The organism is Streptomyces sp. NPDC030165 (assembly GCF_055573595.1).
In genome coordinates, this window is record NZ_JBVIBD010000018.1 from 69,359 (window position 1) to 86,288 (window position 16,930).

General features: G+C 73.7%; 13 protein-coding genes. 3 read left to right on the top strand and 10 right to left on the bottom strand.

The window, feature by feature from the left end; all coding sequences use genetic code 11:
• Window positions 1–542: 542 nt before the first annotated feature.
• The 3 genes from ACZ4Z1_RS29560 to ACZ4Z1_RS29570 all read left to right on the top strand — a co-directional run bounded on the left by ACZ4Z1_RS29560 (window position 543) and on the right by ACZ4Z1_RS29570 (window position 4,107).
• Window positions 543–920 (top strand): hypothetical protein, encoded by a 378-nt coding sequence (locus tag ACZ4Z1_RS29560; protein WP_468489695.1) that lies wholly within the window; start codon window positions 543–545, stop codon window positions 918–920.
• A gap of 95 nt (window positions 921–1,015) precedes the next feature.
• A complete protein-coding gene (locus tag ACZ4Z1_RS29565; RefSeq protein ID WP_468489696.1) occupies window positions 1,016–1,864 on the top strand; it encodes an ABC transporter ATP-binding protein in 849 nt (282 codons plus the stop codon).
• Window positions 1,861–4,107: an ABC transporter permease gene (locus ACZ4Z1_RS29570; RefSeq protein WP_468489697.1), complete on the top strand. Its 2,247-nt coding sequence runs from the start codon at window positions 1,861–1,863 to the stop codon at window positions 4,105–4,107. The genes ACZ4Z1_RS29565 and ACZ4Z1_RS29570 overlap by 4 nt, the downstream gene beginning before the upstream one ends.
• A 76-nt stretch (window positions 4,108–4,183) precedes the next feature.
• Here ACZ4Z1_RS29570 and moeZ read toward each other — a convergent pair whose 3' ends face one another.
• From moeZ to ACZ4Z1_RS29620, 10 genes are all read right to left on the bottom strand, one after another.
• The gene (moeZ, locus tag ACZ4Z1_RS29575) at window positions 4,184–5,362 is read right to left on the bottom strand and encodes an adenylyltransferase/sulfurtransferase MoeZ (RefSeq protein ID WP_468489698.1); all 1,179 of its coding nucleotides are present in this window, start codon (window positions 5,360–5,362) and stop codon (window positions 4,184–4,186) included.
• A 99-nt stretch (window positions 5,363–5,461) separates the two neighbouring features.
• Window positions 5,462–6,268 carry a spherulation-specific family 4 protein gene (locus tag ACZ4Z1_RS29580; RefSeq protein ID WP_468489699.1) on the bottom strand — a complete coding sequence of 269 codons (807 nt, stop codon included), beginning with the start codon at window positions 6,266–6,268 and terminating at the stop codon, window positions 5,462–5,464.
• Window positions 6,256–7,230, bottom strand: a complete 975-nt coding sequence (locus tag ACZ4Z1_RS29585; protein WP_468489700.1) for an NAD-dependent epimerase/dehydratase family protein — start codon at window positions 7,228–7,230, stop codon at window positions 6,256–6,258. The genes ACZ4Z1_RS29580 and ACZ4Z1_RS29585 overlap by 13 nt, the downstream gene beginning before the upstream one ends.
• Window positions 7,231–7,551: 321 nt before the next feature.
• Window positions 7,552–8,802 (bottom strand): hypothetical protein, encoded by a 1,251-nt coding sequence (locus ACZ4Z1_RS29590; protein ID WP_468489701.1) that lies wholly within the window; start codon window positions 8,800–8,802, stop codon window positions 7,552–7,554.
• Window positions 8,799–10,802: a glycosyltransferase gene (locus tag ACZ4Z1_RS29595; protein ID WP_468489702.1), complete on the bottom strand. Its 2,004-nt coding sequence runs from the start codon at window positions 10,800–10,802 to the stop codon at window positions 8,799–8,801. Before ACZ4Z1_RS29595 ends, ACZ4Z1_RS29590 begins: the two co-directional genes overlap by 4 nt.
• 190 nt (window positions 10,803–10,992) lie before the next feature.
• Window positions 10,993–12,780, bottom strand: a complete 1,788-nt coding sequence (locus ACZ4Z1_RS29600; protein ID WP_468489703.1) for a dipeptide ABC transporter ATP-binding protein — start codon at window positions 12,778–12,780, stop codon at window positions 10,993–10,995.
• On the bottom strand, window positions 12,777–13,766 hold the full coding sequence (locus tag ACZ4Z1_RS29605) for an ABC transporter permease (protein ID WP_468489704.1): 990 nt from the start codon (window positions 13,764–13,766) through the stop codon (window positions 12,777–12,779). Before ACZ4Z1_RS29605 ends, ACZ4Z1_RS29600 begins: the two co-directional genes overlap by 4 nt.
• A complete protein-coding gene (locus ACZ4Z1_RS29610; protein WP_468489705.1) occupies window positions 13,763–14,758 on the bottom strand; it encodes an ABC transporter permease in 996 nt (331 codons plus the stop codon). Before ACZ4Z1_RS29610 ends, ACZ4Z1_RS29605 begins: the two co-directional genes overlap by 4 nt.
• The gene (locus ACZ4Z1_RS29615) at window positions 14,758–16,497 is read right to left on the bottom strand and encodes an ABC transporter substrate-binding protein (RefSeq protein WP_468489706.1); all 1,740 of its coding nucleotides are present in this window, start codon (window positions 16,495–16,497) and stop codon (window positions 14,758–14,760) included. The genes ACZ4Z1_RS29610 and ACZ4Z1_RS29615 overlap by 1 nt, the downstream gene beginning before the upstream one ends.
• A 207-nt stretch (window positions 16,498–16,704) precedes the next feature.
• Entirely contained in the window at window positions 16,705–16,800 is a 96-nt protein-coding gene (locus ACZ4Z1_RS29620) for an Ms4533A family Cys-rich leader peptide (protein ID WP_468489707.1), read from the bottom strand.
• Between the last annotated feature and the right edge of the window lie 130 nt (window positions 16,801–16,930).

Sequence of the window (16,930 nt, forward strand, 5' to 3'; positions counted from 1 at the left end):
CCTCTCCCCTCCCCGGCGGCTCTGCGTGATCACCCCCCGGACGCATACGTCATTCGGACAACGCTTTCCTCCTCCGACACCGACACCGACACCGACACCGACAAGGCGAATTGCCAAGATCACGAAGGCTCCAGTCAACTGGCGCGCAGCCGAGGAATTTCACGCGAACCGCCGTCAGTGACCGGCCGCAAGGAGAAGTAGCGGACCCCACGCCGGGCGGCCGGCCCGGTACGGCCGGCCGCCCACCGGAAACCGCGAGGCCGCATAACGGATTCATTGCATCTTCACCGCCGCTTACCGCACGAATCCCCCTCACCATCCGTCACAGCGAAGCGGACATTTCCCTCACTTCCATTCCGTGACGGAAACTCTCCGTGTCGACCGACCCGCAAAGCGGCACATTCGACCAGCAGGGGACACCGCCCCACCAACGCGGCAAATTGACAAGATCACGGAGATCGTAGTCGACTGCTGCGTGAATCCGGGGGGACATTCACTGCCGAAAACCCCTGGGAAAACAGTCGGACACCCAAGGGGGAACCATGAAGTTCACACGCAAGACCGCCACGCGCGTCGGCGCCGCCGCCATCGCCGCCACCGCGCTGCTGGGCGCATCGCCCGCATTCGCCAAGGACGTGGACTCGTACATCAACGGGGCGGCGCACGCCTGGTCGCACGGCAAGAACGGCCAGGTCGCGCTGAAGGACACCAAGGCCGACAGCCACTCCGTCTACGCCCACATGAGCCGGGTCAGCAGCCCCATGAGCATGATCCGGCTCGACAACACCAAGGGTTCGGGCAAGACCACCCGTTCCGACAACAAGCCCTCCAACCCCGTCGCCGGGATCCAGGCGTGCGTGGACAAGCAGTGGGCGCCCGACCCGTGCGACCTGCCGCGCGCCACCGAGCGTCGCAAGTAGCGAGCAGGCCGCACGACGGGTCGTGGCCGTGGTCGTGACAGGCCACGGCCACGGCCCGTCCACCGCCGCCACCACAGCAATCCGGAAAGCCACCTGTGTCTGCTTCGACCACCGTTTACCCGGCCTCCTCCGCACTGCCGCTGGACATCCGGGGACTCTCCTACCGGATTTCCGACCGGACACTCTTCGACGGCCTGCACCTGGAGATCCGCGCGGGTGAAACCGTCGCGGTGACCGGGCCCAGCGGGTCGGGGAAGAGCACGCTGCTGTCCTGCGTCCTCGGGCTGCTGCGCCCGGACGCCGGAGAGCTGAACGTGGCCGGAGCCGATATGGCGCGGCTCAAGAAGAAGGCGCTGGCGGCCCACCGCAGCGCCCATGTGGGCATGGTCTTCCAGTTCAGCGAGCTGCTGCCGGAGCTCAGCCCGGCGGAGAACGTCGCGCTGGCCGCGCTGCTCGCCGGGGCCGCTCCGGACACGGCATGGGACCGGGCCACAACGCTCCTTTCGGACCTCGGTGTTCCGGACACGGACACCACGGAGGAGCTGTCGGGCGGTGAGCGGCAGCGGACCGCCGTGGCCCGTGCCCTCATCAACGAGCCGGCCCTGATCCTCGCCGACGAGCCGACCGGCGCGCTGGACGCCGAGACCCGCGACCAGGTGGCCGACGTACTGTTCGGCATGCCCGGCAAGCACGGCTGCGGCCTGCTGGTCGTCACCCACGACCCGGCGGTCGCCGGGCGGGCGGACCGCGTGCTGCGACTGCGGGACGGCGCGCTCGTACCGGATCCGGAACAGAAGCCGGCGCGGAAGCAGGAGCTGGAGCAGAGGCAGGAGCCGGAGCAGGCGCAGGAGCAGGGGCAGGAGCCGACGGCGGACGCCGCCTCCGCCTCCGCGGCTGTCCACGGCGCCCCCGCCGGCGATACGCACGGCACGGCCGCCCGATGAGCCGCCGCCCCGCACCCCGCGCCCGTGCCCGTACCCGTACCCGTACCCACCAGCTCCTGCGCATCGGCCGTGCCGCGGGCCGCCGGGCCGAGGCCGGGCGGATCCGGTGGGTCGCGCTGTTCTGCGCCGCCGCCACCCTGGCCCTGGCCCTGGTGTCCCTGGTCGCGGCCCATGCGACCTACGAGGGGCGGGACACCAGGCTGTCGGCCCGGCTGCCCGTGACCGGGCCGTACGGCCACCAGGGCGGCGCCGCGGACAAGGTGATCTGGGCACCGGCCAACGACACGGTCCACGGCTCGCCCTTCACCGCGATCTTCCTCGAACCGCTCTCGGACCAGGCCCCGCTGCCGCCGGGGCTGGACCGCTGGCCCGAGCCCGGCGAGGTGCTGCTGTCGCCCGCGCTGGCGGAGTACGGCGCCGACGAGGGCATCGCGTACCGGTACGGCCGCGTGGCCGGCACGATCGGTGAGGACGGCCTGGCGAGCCCGGGTGAACGGCTCGCTTACGTGCGCCCCGCGGCGGGTCTCGGCTCCGACCCCGAGGACCCCCAGGCCTACACCGGGTTCGGCGCCCCCGAAGAGGGCCGGGGCATGATCGGCGACGGCGCGTACCTGCAGCCGGAGAGGTCCGCCCTCCTCCTGATCGCCTTCTGCCTGCTGCTGCCCGCCGGCATCCTGCTGATGATCGCCGTACGGACCGGTGCCCACCAGCGCGACCGCAGGACGGCCCTGGCCGACGCCCTCGGCGGCACGCCGCGCGACCGCGCGCTGATCGCCGTCGGGGAGGCCGCCGTGCCCGTCCTGTGGGGCGCGGGCGTGGTGGCGCTTCCCCTCGCGGCCTGTCTGGCGGTCAACTGCCGCATTCCGGTGGTCGATTACCTGCTGTCGGCGCAGGACCTGCGCTCGTGGGCATGGCTGCTGGCGCTGTGTCTGCCGCTCGCCGCCGGTCTGGTCCTGGCGGGTGTGGTGTGCGCCGACCGCGTCGGGCGGCGGCCTCGCCGTGCCACCCGGCCGCTGGGCGGGCGCCGGCTGCCCTCCTGGACGGCGGTGCTCTTTCCCGTCGCCCTCCTGATCGCGGTCCGCGGACCCGAGTACTTCACCCCCGGCACCGGCGCCCGCATGCTCGTCACCTACGCCGCCGCCGCGGTGGCCATGGCCACGCTGCCGCTCGCGGTGGCCGCCGCCACCGCCGCGTTCGGCCGGCTCCAGCTGCGCGCGGGTCACCGGTTCGCGAGCCCGGGGCTGATCGTCTCCGGCCGCCGTGCCCAGGCCCACCCGGGGGCCGTGGCCCGCCTGGTGTCCGGCGTCGTGGTGGCCATCGCGCTGCTCGTCCAGGTGCAGGTGTGGAACAACTTCATGGGTGACCCGGCGCGCGCCGCGCAGGCCACCAAGGACCGCATCGGTTCCAGCCTGCTCATCGTCCAGGACAGCAGCGCGTTCAGCCGCGGCGAGCTGGACCGGGTGCTGTCGGCCTCGCCCGTGCCCACCGTGGCCGCCGCGCTGATCACGCACCCCGATGGCGACCGGGGCACCGAACTCCAGGGGCCCTGCGCGGCGCTCAAGGTGCTGCACCTGCCCTGCGCCGGGGGGACGCTCACCCTGAAGGACCGGCCCGCCGACCCGCGCATCGCCGAACTCCTGCGCTGGAGCGGCGATCCGGCGGCCGGGGTGACCGTACGCGCCGGAGAGGTCGCGCCGGCGCTGGCGGCCAAGGACGCCGGCCACCAGCTGATCCTGGCCTCGGCGGACGGCAGTGCCCTGTCCGCGCCGCACTTCAAGGCGGCCTTCTACAAGGTGGCGGCCATGGGCGCGGACGTCGACAACCTCGGCGGCAGCTGGCTCGCGCCCGCGCTGGTCAGGGAGCAGCAGGGCCTGTGGATCGTGCTGTTCGGCGCGGCCGGCGTGCTGGTCCTCGGTCTCGCCTTCGGCCTCTCCGGGCTCGCCGAGTGCCTGCGTACCGGGCGGGCGATCGCGCCGCTGAGCGTACTGACCGGCAACCGCCGGGTGTTCGTCGTGACGACGGCGTGCGGCGTCCTGGTTCCGCTGGCGCTGGCGGGGCCGGCCGGCTGCTTCCTGGGGAGCTGGCTGGCCGCGCCGATGACCAGCAGTGGCGATTCCCATCTGTCGGGTTCGCTGCCGGCCGCCTGTGCCGGCGGGGTCGCCCTGCTGGCCGTGGTGCTCTGGGGCTGGGGCGTGCGCGCGAGCACCGGCCTGGCCCGCGGCTGGCGTCCGCGGGGCGACTGAGGATCCGGCCGCTCACGGCGAAGGGCCCGCAACCCCCGGGGGTGCGGGCCCTTCGCCGTGAGCGGCCGGCAGCCGGTCAGTACACCGGCTTCTCCGGCTCGACCGTGTTGACCCAGCCGATGACGCCGCCGCCGACGTGCACCGCGTCCGCGAAGCCCGCGGACTTCAGGACGGCGAGGACCTCGGCGGAGCGGACGCCCGTCTTGCAGTGCAGGACGATCTTCTTGTCCTGCGGGAGGTCCTGGAGGGCACTGCCCATCAGGAACTCGTTCTTCGGGATCAGCTTGGCGCCGGGGATCGAGACGATCTCGTACTCGTTCGGCTCCCGGACGTCGATGATCTCGATCTTCTCGTCCGTGTCGATCCATTCCTTGAGCTGGAGCGGGGTGATCGTGGAGCCGGCCGCCGCCTCCTGTGCCTCCTCGGACACGACGCCGCAGAAGGCCTCGTAGTCGATGAGTTCGGTGACGGTCGGGTTCTCGCCGCAGACCGCGCAGTCGGGGTCCTTGCGGACCTTGACCTGGCGGTACGTCATCTCCAGCGCGTCGTAGATCATCAGGCGGCCGACCAGCGGGTCACCGATGCCGGCCAGCAGCTTGATCGCCTCGTTGACCTGGATGGAGCCGATGGACGCGCACAGCACGCCCAGCACGCCGCCCTCGGCGCAGGAGGGGACCATGCCGGGCGGCGGGGGCTCCGGGTACAGGCAGCGGTAGCAGGGGCCGTGCTCGCTCCAGAAGACCGACGCCTGGCCGTCGAAGCGGTAGATCGAGCCCCAGACGTACGGCTTGTTCAGCAGCACGCAGGCGTCGTTGACCAGGTAGCGGGTGGCGAAGTTGTCGGTGCCGTCGACGATCAGGTCGTACTGGGCGAACAGCTCCATGACGTTGGTGGAGTCGAGGCGCTCTTCGTGCAGGTTGACCGTGACGTACGGGTTGATGCCCAGCACCGTGTCCTTGGCGGAGGCGGCCTTGGAGCGGCCGATGTCCGCCTGGCTGTGGATGATCTGGCGCTGGAGGTTGGACTCGTCGACCTCGTCGAACTCCACGATGCCGAGGGTGCCGACGCCCGCCGCGGCCAGGTACATCAGCGCGGGCGAGCCCAGGCCGCCGGCGCCGACGCACAGCACCTTGGCGTTCTTCAGCCGCTTCTGCCCGTCCATCCCGACATCCGGGATGATCAGGTGGCGGGAGTACCTGCGGACCTCGTCGACGGTGAGCTCCGATGCGGGCTCGACCAGGGGTGGCAGCGACACGGGGACTCCGTTTGTCGGTATCTCGATGGGCGACCCCCCGCCCCGGGACGGCCCGGAGCAAGGGACGGTGGTCTTCCCGTAACACTGCCACGGCCTTCTTCATTCCGAGACACCAGGTCCGATACGCGAGACGAATGTGTCCCAGTAGCCGGGCAGTGACTCCCAGGCGCTCCCTCCGTGGTCGGTGCGGTCGGTGAAGTAGACGGTTCCGGCGCCCTGCCAGCGGGCGATCCGCAGGGCCTCTTCCAGGTGGGTACGGGGCACGCCGTGCACCAGGTGGCAGAAGCGCCGCGCCGGGTACTCGGCGGTCCACTCGGCCACTTGTGACCAGCGGTAGTCGGACCAGCGCCCGGCAAAGGTGACGAGCTGGTCGGCGACCTCCGCGTAGCCGGGGTACGGGTGGCGGCCGTGCCCGGTGACGAGGTGCGCGCCGTCGTGGAGGGCCCGCAGGGTGGTGGTCAGCCGCCGGGTCCCGGACAGCAGTGTCCGGTCCGTGGGACAGCGGTCCAGATAGAAGCCGTCCACCTTGTACCAGTCCAGGAAGCGGTGCGCGTCGGAGACCAGCTCACCGAACGGGCGGGCGCCGTGCCCCAGGTCGAGGTGGCCCAGCAGCCGGGCCCCCGCGTCCCGCAACTGGGCGGCGGCCGGCAGGCAGTACGGGTCAGGGCGCACCCCAGGGCCCCGCGCGACGTTGAGCACCGCCCAGTGCAGCGCCGCCGCGCCGCCGCGTGGCCCCGGGGCCCGGCGCGCGGCTCCGGTGCAGGCAAGCCCGCGGGCCAGCCGCAGCAGCTCGGCCCACTCGGCGGGCGCCAGCAGCGGGTGGGCGAACCCCGGGACGCCGACGCCGAGCGGCGCCGCGCCCGTCATGGCGGACCCGGTGCCCAGAGACGTCGTCAGATACGACATGCGGCCTCCATCCAGATGTCGGCGAGGGATTCCTCCAGCCCGATCCGCGGCCGCCACCCCAGGCGGTCGCGGGCGGTGCGCACGTCCGCCTGCTGCCAGCTCCCGCACCCGTCCGGATAGGGGTACGCGGGCGGGACGGTCCCGTGTTCAGAGGTCGGCCCCGGAATGGCGAGCCGCGCGACGCCGGGTCCGCCGGCGAGGCCGGGCGCGGTGTCCAGTTCGTGCAGTGAGCCGCCGAATCCGGCCACCCGGGCGAGCAGCGCGGCTGCCTCGCGCAGCCGTACGGCGTGCCCCGTACCGATGTTGACCACGCCCTGCGCGGCGGAGAGCGAGGCGGCGTGCACGGCCCGCGCCACGTCCCGTACGTCCACGAAGTCGCGCTGTACGCCCAGGCCGCCCAGCTTCAGCTCGGTGTCCCCGGACTGCATGGCGCGCCGCATCGCCTCCGCGAGCCGGCCGAGCGGTGAGCCGGCCGGCGTGCCCGGGCCGACCGGGGAGAAGACCCGCAGCACGACAGCGTCCAGACCGGAGCCGAGGACGAGTTCGGTGGCGGCGAGCTTGCTGACGCCGTACGGTCCGCCGGGCCGTGGCACGGCGTCCTCGGCGGTCGAGGAGCCGGGCTGCGAGGGCCCGTACTCGGACGCGCAGCCCAGGTGCACGAGCCGGGCGCCGCAACTGCTGCGCCGCAGCGACTCGCAGACGGTGGCGACCGCGACGGTGTTGTGCCGGGTCAGGTCGCGGGCGCCGCCGCGGGTGGTGCCCGCGCAGTTGACCACCACGCCGGGGTGGACGGCGTCCAGGAAGCGGGTGAGGGCGCCCGGACTGCCGGAGGCCAGGTCGAAGCGGACGTCCGCGTCGTCGCCCCGCCCGAGGGCGGTCAGCTGGACGGCCGGGTCGGCCAGCAGCCGGTCGGCGACGTATCGGCCGAGGTACCCGTTGGCACCGATGAGCAGCACCCTCATCGCGCGACCCCCCGGTCCCGGTGTGCTTCGGTGGGGTGGACGTTCATGATGTCGTTCTCCTATGGCGGTGGGTTGAGGCCGTGGCGGGGCAGCGGTGACCGCCGCCGCGGGGGCCGGGCGGTGGCAGTGTGCGCCGCGCGGATGGTGGCGGGCGTCCGGAAGCGGACGACCGGCGCCACGGGGGCGCCGGCACTGCGGAGGCCCGCGCGCCCGCCGGGGGTGCCGGCGGGCGCGCGGGCGGCGAGGACACGCACGCCGGGAGTGGTGGCATGCGCGCCGTGAAGAGCGGCGTGCGTATCGCGGGCGGCGACGTGTGCGGAGTCACGGCCGGTCCGCCTCCGCCGGTATGGCGGCGGGGACCGCGGCGGGGACCGGTGCGTGCGCCGAGGCGCCGGTGAGGGCGCGCAGCGCGTACAGCAGCAGGCCCAGGGCGGGCAGCGCGCAGGCCACGGCCGGTACGGCGGACGGCCCGAGGTGGGCGACGGCGGCCTCGACCGGCCTGCCCAGCAGCTCCAGGCCGGGCAGCCGGGCGGCCGGTACGGAGGCCAGGGCCACGGCTTCCAGGGCCGCGGCGGCGGCCGGGCCCGCCGCGGCAGCGGCCGGGAAGCCGTGCCGGGCGAGCAGCCGCGCCAGGAAGAACAGGGCGCCCAGGGCCGAGGCGGCGGCCACCGGGCCCGCTCCTCCGCCACCGCCGGCCGCGTCCGCGGTGGCGGACAGGGCGAGCAGCGCCGCGAGCTGCATCGTGGCGACGATCAGCAGCAACGGCCGTACGCCGGTCGCGAATTCGGTCAGGCACCGGCTGTCCGCCAGTCCGCGGCGCGCGCGGCCCGCGAACCAGTGCGCACACCAGGCGGCGGGCACGACGGCACAGGTCAGGGCCAGACCAGTGGTGACTGCCAACTGCGGGCGTACGCCGGGGAGGTCGGGGCCGCCCGCCAGCAGCTGACGCAGCAGCCAGTCCCCGCACAGCGCGTATCCGGCCAGCCAGCACGTCCACAAGCCGGTGGCGCGGGTGGACGGATACCGCGCGCGCAGCGGGCCGTGGCGCACACACAGGCGCAGGGCCAGGAGGACCAGGCCCACGCCGGTCGCTGCGACGACCGTCTGCACGAGCGCGGGTGACGGAGCGTCAGTCAGCGTGCTGGGTAAGGGCGTAGGCGCGCGCCCGGCAATGGCGACGGCGGCCACGGTCGCGGCACACACCGCGACGGGCAGCAGGTGCAGCACCGCGCGGGCGCCCCTCCCCCGCCGGACGGGCCCGGGTGGGGGCGCGGCGGGTGGTGCCGCGTCGGCGCGTGGGACCCGGGCGTACAACTCCTCGGCCAGCGAGAAGACGTCGCGGTGCCGGAAGCGGGCGGCCGTGCGGTCGGTGACGCCGTGCGCCTCCAGCCCGGCAGCGATCTCCAACGGGTCGACGGCGCGTTCGCACAGCGTCCGGTGCTGGTGCATCAGTGTCTTCACGGGGTCGGCGGGGCCGCGCCGGGACGGACGGGCAGGGATGGGCCGCTGGTCCGCCCCGGCCTCCGGCGCCGCGCCGGTGTCGCTGCCGGTGTGGGTGTCGGTTGTCGTCATGGCCGGGCTCCTCTCTGGCGGTCGGCTCCGGCTCCCGCCCCGGCGGCGGCCGGTTCGGCGGCCGGGGGGCGCGCGTTCTGGGCGGCTGGGGGGCGCGTGCTGTGCTCGGCCGCGGGGCGCGCGCCCCCGGCGGCTTGCGGGGTCGCACACCCTGTGTCGTCGCGGTCCGGTTCCGCCCAGCTCGGTGTGCGGCCCGTCGGCGGGGCGGCCTGCGCGGTGCCGCGGGCCACGGCCCAGCGGCCCGGTACGTGGGACTCGGCGGGCCGGGTGAAGAGGCGGGGCACGCTGCCCCCGTCCGGCCCGGCGGCGGGGCGGCACGGAGAGTGGGACATCAACTCCAGGTAGATGCCACGAAATGCCGCGACGTTCTGCTCCACCGTGAACAGTTCGAGTGCGCGGGCGCGCGCGGCGGCGCCCAGCCGGGCGCGCCTGCCGGGGTCGCGCAGCAGCGCCAGGCACGCGTCGGCCAGCGCGCGCGGGTTGCGGGGCGGCACGACCAGGCCCGTACCGCCGATGACCTCGCAGACCGCTCCGGCGTCGGTGGAGACCGTGGCGCGGCCGCTGAGCATCGCCTCCACGAGGGTGCGCGGGAAGCCCTCCGACACGCTGGAGAGGACCAGCACCGAACCGGCCGCGTAGGCGTCCTGCGGCCGCGGCACGCCGGGGCCGCCGACTTCCTCGAAGGAGACCGGGTTGTCGCCGGCGCTCTGCGCGTCGGCCGCCTCGTCGGGGAAGAGCTGGGCGGCCAGCGCCCGGCACTGCGCCAGGTAGGCGGCGTCCTCCGGACCGGGGCCCGGGGTGCCGACGACGCGCAGGGTGGCGTCCGGTTCGGCGCGGTGCACGCGGGCGAAGGCATGCAGCAGCGAGACGAGGTCCTTGGCGGGTTCGACGGTGCCGGTCCACACCAGCGTCGCGGGGTGGTCGGCCGCGTCGTCCGGGACGGCGGTGAAGCCGGTCGCGTCCATGCCCGGGTACACCGTGCGCAGGCGCTCGCGGTCCGCGCCGCAGCGCTCCTGCCAGCTCCGGGTGTGGCTGTTGCCGGGGGTGACGAGCGCGGCTTGCGCGTACGTCTCGGTGGCCAGCGCGGTCTCGAAGGCGCCCAGCAGGGCGCGTACGGGGGCGCTCGACTGCGTTCCGGAGCGCGTGAGGTAGTGCTCGCGCAGGCGCACGCCGTACTCGGTGAGCAGGAGCGGCGTACCGAAGAAGCGTTTGGCCAGCAGGCCGGGGAGGGCGGTGGAACCACCGGCCGTGGCGTGGCAGAGGTCGACTCCGGCGAGCCCGTCGCCGTCGCCTCCGGGCAGGCACGCGGAGCAGCCGTACCAGTCCAGGGAGAGCGGGCGCAGGGCGCGTTCCAGCTCCTCGGTCACGGCGAGCAGGTCCCCCACGCGGGCGCCGTACGCGGCGCGCAGCGCGCCGGGTGCGTGACAGGCGCTCTCCAGGATGCGTACGGCCTCTTCGGAGCGGAGGAGTTCGGGCAGGCCGCCGTGGTCGCGGGCGAGCAGCGCCAGGCCGTAGAGACCGGCGGCGAAACGGTCCGCCTGACCGTCGCGGTGCCCGCCGCCGTCCCCTGCGAACGCGCCGGGAAGGGCCCGGCCGCCGGGCGGCTCCGCCGTGGTGAACCCCGCCGCGAGCGCGCCGAAGCACTCCGCGAACCGGCGCTTCGCACGCCGCCCGCGCGCCCCGGCGCGCCGCCTCTCGGGCCGCCACCGCAGGGCGCCGGGGAGCTCCCCGTACAGCGGCGCGGTCCGCACCACCCGGGCGCGGCCCGGCGCGCCCTCACGGCCGTCCGCCACGCACACCCCCGGAGCAGGGCCCGGCCGCTCGGCGGCGTCCGGCACGCCGCCTTCCAGGCCGTCCCCCCCGCCGCCCTCGGTACCGCGGTCGAGCGTGTAGACCTCGAACACGTGGCCGGGGAGCCCGCGCACGAGCCGGTCGCGCCACGGACGTGTCTCACCGGACGCGTCCGGGCCGCCACCCTCGGTGAGCAGACCAATGCGCACGAGCGCACCCCCGTTCTTCCTGATCGGCGTCCAACGACCGCGGCCGGCCCGGGAGGCCCACCGCTACCTGCAGGAAGAAGCTACGCAGAGATCCCGGTGACACGACGGACGGTTGTCCGTCGCGCCACCGGAAGGGGTGAAGAGACGTAACTTTCCACCCCGGTGGGCGTTCTGGCGCGCTATGCGAACGTCATGCCGCAGCCCGCAGCGCCCGCCGCCCGGCCGACGCCTCCGGGTCGAGTACGGGCACCGCCGTCAGCAGGCCCTTCGTGTACGGGTGCCGGGGGCGCTCGTACACCTCGTCGGTGGCGCCCTCCTCCACGATCCGCCCGCCGCGCATCACCGCGACCCGGTCACTGACCGCCCGTACCACCGCCAGGTCGTGCGCGATGAAGACCAGCGCGAGGCCCAGATCCCGCCGCAGTTCGCCGAGGAGCGCCACGATCTGCGCCTGCGTGGTGACGTCCAGCGCCGAGACGGGCTCGTCGCAGACCAGCAGCCGGGGGCCGGGGGCGAGGGCCCGCGCGATACCGACGCGCTGCCGCTGCCCGCCGCTGAACTCGTGCGGGTAGCGGTGGTACCACGCCGGGTCCAGACCGACCCGCTCCAGCAGTTCGCACGCCCGGCGCACCACACGCGCGTCGTCCCGGTCGCCGGCCGCGCGCAGCGGGTCGGCGACCGATTCACCGATGCTGCGCCGCGGGTTGAGCGAGGAGACCGGGTCCTGGAAGACCATCTGCAACTCGCTCCGGAAGGGACGCAGCTGCCGGTCGCCGAGGGCGGTGATGTCGCGGCCCCGGTAGCGCAGCACCCCGGCGGTCGGGTCCAGCAGCCGTACGAGCATCCGCCCGAGGGTCGTCTTGCCGCTGCCCGACTCGCCTACGAGGCCGACGGTTTCGCCCTCCCGTACGGTCAGCGAGACCTCGTCGACCGCGGTCGTCCGGTGCCGTCGCCCACCGAACTCCCGGCACAGCCCTACTGCTTCGAGCAGTACGCCGTCGCCGCCGCCCGCGGCACGCGTGGTACCCGGGGTGGATGGGGCACTCGGGGCAGGCTCCTCCGGCTTCGCGTCCACCCGCGGCACCGCCGCCAGCAGCTCTTTCGTGTACGGTTCGCGCGGCGCGAGCAGGACCTCACCGACCGTGCGGTGCTCCACCGCCCGGCCCCCACGCATCACGAGCACCTCGTCCACGCTGCCCGCGACCACCCCCAGGTCGTGGGTGACCAGGAGCAGTCCCATGCCGGTCTCCGCCCGCAGCTCGTGCAGCAGGTCGAGGATCTGGGCCTGGACCGTGACGTCCAGCGCGGTGGTGGGCTCGTCGGCGATCAGCAGGCGCGGTTCGCAGGCGAGCGCCATCGCGAGCAACGCGCGCTGGCGCATGCCCCCGCTGAACTCGTGGGGCCGCGAGCGGGCGCGCCGGGGGGCGTCCGCGATGCCCACGCGCTCCAGCACCTCGACGGCGCGGGCGCGGGCGGCGCGCCGCGAGACGTCCGGCCGGTGCACCCGGTACACCTCGGCGATCTGGTCGCCGATCGCGTAGTACGGGTCGAGCGAGGACAGCGGGTCCTGGAACACCATGGCGGCCCGGCCGCCGCGCAGCCGCCGCAGCTCGCGCTCGCCGGCCGCCCGTACGTCCGTACCGGCGACCCGGACCGTGCCGCTCACCCGCGCTCCGGTCCCCCGGTGCAGGTCCAGCAGGGCCGCCGCGACGGTGGACTTGCCGGATCCGGACTCGCCGACGATGCCCAGCGCCCGGCCCGGGGCCAGCGAGAAGGAGAGGCCGTCCACGGCCGGCACACCGGCGCCACCGGCACCGGCACCACCGGCCGCCGCACCGTCGGCCCCCGCACCGGCCCGGGCCGCGGGCCCGGCCCCACTGCCGCCCCCTTCACCGGGAAAGGCGACCGACAGGTCCCGGACCTCCACCAGCAGGTCCGGTGCCCTCCCGGAAAGGTCCTCGGAGTTCTCGGAGGTCATGTCAGAGCCACCCTTCGGTCGGCGAGTGCGTAGAGGATGTCCGCCACGACGTTGGCGACGACGACGGCCGCGCCGGTGCCCAGCACGACGCCGACGACCACGGGCAGGTCGACGACGCGCACCGAGTGCACCAGGAGCTGTCCGATGCCGGGCAGTCCGAAGAGTTCCTCGGTGAGCATCGCGCCGCCGAACATCGTGCCCAGGTCGAGCGCGGTGAGCGCGATGACGGGCGGCAGCGCGCCGCGCAGCGCGTGCCGCGTCACGACGGAACGTTCCCGCACGCCGTAGGCGCGGAAGGTGCGGATGTGGTCCTCGGCCAGCGTCTCCAGCGTCGAGGAGCGGGTCAGCCGGGCGTACTTGGCCGACTCCAGCAGCGCCAGCGCCGTCCAGGGCAGCAGCAGGTTCCAGGCCCACTGCTCCGGGTCCTCGGTCAGCGGGACGTAGGAGGGGAACGGCAGCCACCGCAGGTACGCGCAGAAGACCATCAGCAGCAGGAGGCCGGTGATGAAGACCGGGGTGGCCGTGCCCGCGAGGGTCAGGCCGGTCAGCACGCGTTCCGCCGTGCCGCCGCGGCGCAGCGCGGACAGCAGACCGGTGCCGACGCCGAGCAGCAGCCACAGCACCATCGACACGAGGGCGAGGGACGCGGTGACCGGCAGCCGGTCGCCGAGCAGTTCGGTGACGGGGGTGCTGTTCTGGTAGGAGAGGCCGAGGCAGGGCGCGTCGCAGTGCAGTACGGCGGTGCCGGACGAGAAGTCGCGGCCGGCCACCAGCCCCTGGAGGAAGTGCAGATACTGGGTCAGAACCGGTGCGTCCAGCTCCAGCCGTTCGCGTACCTGCTGGATCTGCGCGGGGTTGCAGCGCGGGCCGCAGGCCAGTTCGGCGGGGTCGCCGGGCGCGACGTAGAAGAGCGCGTAGACGGCGACGGTCAGCAGGAAGAGGACGAGGAGCGCGCCGCCGAGCCGGCGCAGGGCGTAGCCGGTCATGCGACGGCCTCCTTCCCGCGCTCGCCCCGGGAGGCGTCCGCGGACCGGCCCGTACGGCCCGCCCGGGTGCCGACCCGCAGGCGGGACCGCTCGCGCGGGTCCAGCGCCGTACGGACCGCGTCGCCCAGCACGGTGAACGCCAGCACGGTCACCAGCAGGAAGCCCGCCGGGAGCAGGACGTACACCGGGTCGGCCCGGAACCAGGTCGTCGCGGTCGACAGCATCTGCCCCCAGGACGCGGTGGGCGGCCTGACGCCGATGCCGAGGAAGGACAGCGACGCCTCGGCGACGATGTTGCCGGGCACCAGGACCGCCGCGTACGTGATCACCGGCGCGGCGAGCGACGGCAGCAGTTCGCGCCGCGCCACGCGCAGCGGCCCCGCACCGCCGAGCCGGGCCGCAGCCACGTGATCCAGCTTCTTCAGGGCCAGCGTGCGGGCCCGTACGATCCGGGAGGTACCGAACCAGCCCAGCAGCCCGAGGACCAGCACCAGCAGCAGCGGGCGCGGGAAGTCGGCGGGCACGATCGCGGTCAGCGAGATCACGATGACGAGCGTGGGCAGCGCGGTCAGCACCTCGGTGAACCGCGAGAGCACCTGGTCGGCGAGCCGGTTGCCCAGTCCGGCCGCGAGGCCGACCGCCAGGCCGACGAGGACCTGTACGGCCGTGGCGCCGAGCGCGATGAGCAGGGAGACCTGAGCGCCGTACAGCAGCCGGGCGAACAGGTCCCGGCCGGTGCCGGGCTCGACGCCCAGCCAGTGGTCGCCGCTGATCCCGCCGTACGGGCCGAGCGGGACGCCGCCGCGCGCCGAGTCGATCAGGTCGTCGTGGTACGTGGTGGGGTCCTGGCCCTCCAGCGCCGCCAGCAGCGGGGCGCCGAGGGCGAGCAGGGCGAGTACGAGCAGGACGGCGGCGGAGACCACGGCGGCGGGACGCCGCCGCAGCCGCTGCCACACCGTGCCCTTCCGAGGGGGAGTCACTCCGTTCGTCATCACTTGACCGCGACCTGGGAGATGTCCAGCACGCCGTCCCAGTCACTGATCACGACGTTCTTGATGTCCTTGCCGTACAGGCGCTTGTAGACCGGGTGGAAGAGCGGCACGGACAGGGCCTGCGCGCCGATCTTCTTGTCCAGCGCGCCCCACCGGCCCGCCGCGGCCTTCAGGTCGGTCAACTTGTTGATCTCGTCGATCTCGTGGTTGACGGCCGGGTCGTCGAGTTGCGCGTGGTTGAAGTTGGAGGCGTCGCGGACGATCTGCCGGCCGTCGAAGACGGGCGCGAGGAAAGGGCCGCCGGACGGCCAGTCCGCTCCCCAGCCGCCGATGAACAGGCCCGGCTCGTCGTCGACGCTGTGCACCTTCTCCTTGTAGTCGTTGTCCTCCAGGCCCTGGAGCCGGACGGTTATCCCGGCCTTCTTCAGGGCTTCCTGGACGGCGGTGGCGATATCCGGGCCGGTCTCGAAATTCTTGGCGGTGGAATGGGTGAGCGTGATGCTCAGCCCGTTCTCGTGACCGGCTTCCTTGAGCAGTTCCCTCGCCTTGGCCGGATTTCCGGTGCGGCCCGCCGGGAACGGGTCGTACGGCGTGTGGCCGAAGGATTCACCGTTCGGCAGGAACGTGGTGGCGGGTTCGGCGAGGGCGGAGCCGCCCGCGGCGTTCACGACGCTCTGCCGGTTGACGGCGTACGCGACGGCCTGGCGCACCTTCGGATTGTCGAAGGGCTTCACCTTCGGGTTGAAGGCGAGGTAATTGGTGTAGCCGAAGTGGCCGGTGCCGACCCGCTTGCCGAGGTTCGCATCGCCGCCGATCTGCGCGAGTTCGGCCGGTCCGAGGTTGGTGTCGGTGGTCACCGCGGCGGCGTCCGGGCCGGCGCCGGTGGCCAGCCGCTGGTTGATCACCGCGGAATCCAGGCCGGATCTCACGTCGATGGTGTCGGGATAGGCGTGCCGTTCGGAGTCGGTCTTCCCGGACCAGTGCGGATTGCGTTCCAGGACGAGGTGTTCACCGTCCCCGGTGTTCTTGACGACCCTGTACGGGCCCGAGGCGACCGGGTGTTCCTCGTACTTCGTGCCGGTGTCCTTGGCCCTCGGCACCGGCGCGAACTGCGTCTGCGTGGCGAGCAGCGGGAATTCGCCTTCGGGCTTCTTCAGGTGGAAGACGATGGTCTTCTCGTCGGGCGTCTCGATGGACTTCAGCCCGTCCTTGCTCTTGTCCTTGTACGGCCCCTGGTAGCTTTCGCCACCCACCAGCCAGTCCCGCAAATACGGCGCGCCGCCGGAGAGTTCGGCGGCGAAGGAACGCTCGATGCCGTACTTCACGTCGGCGCTGGTGATCGGCGAGCCGTCCTCGAACTTCAGGCCGTCCTTGAGCGTGTACGTCCACACTGTGGCGTTCTCGCTGGGGCGTCCGGTGTCGGTGGCGAGGTCCGGTACGGCCTTGGCGCCGGCCGCGCCGTTCTCCCGGTTGCGGGTGGTCAGCGTACGGAAGACCAGCGTCGGTACCTTGCCGCCGCCGGAGGTGTACAGGCGGGCCGGGTCGAAGTTGGTCTGCGGCTCGGAGTTCAGGACGGTGAGCGTGCCGCCCTTGGCGGGCGCGGCGCCCGCGCCGTCACCCGCCGCGCTGTCCTTGGGGCCGCAGGCGGTGGCCCCGGCGGCCAGGGCGACGGCCACCGCGACGGCGGCCGTACGGCGGGCGGCGGGCGGGAGGTGGCGGGGACGGGACGGCTCGGCCATGACGGTGGGTGCCTTTCGCGGCAGGGCGTACCCGCGGAAGGCGGCAACAGGAGCGCGGTGAGGCGCGGGACCGCCCCTGCGGACACGTTCGGGTGAGATACGTGGTGACGCGGGGGACGCCCCGGCCCGGGTCACAGGTCGCCGCGTCTCACGGCCCCGGGGTACGCGGGCCGTCGCGGCGCGCTTCCGCGCGGCCGGGGACGGGCCTCAGCGACAGTGGATGTCGGCCACGGACTGCACGGACACGCCGATCAGCGCCAGCTCGAAAGCGGCGTCTCCGAAGGCGATGGCAGGGCGCGGCATGGGGAGAAGACTGGCCGAATGTGTGTGCGATGGCAAAGGGATCCCGTAATGAGAGACGGCACGTCCCACATGCTGGTGAGCACCTGTGGGCGCTCACCTGTTGGCGCACCTCTGTCGGCCACCTGCCGGG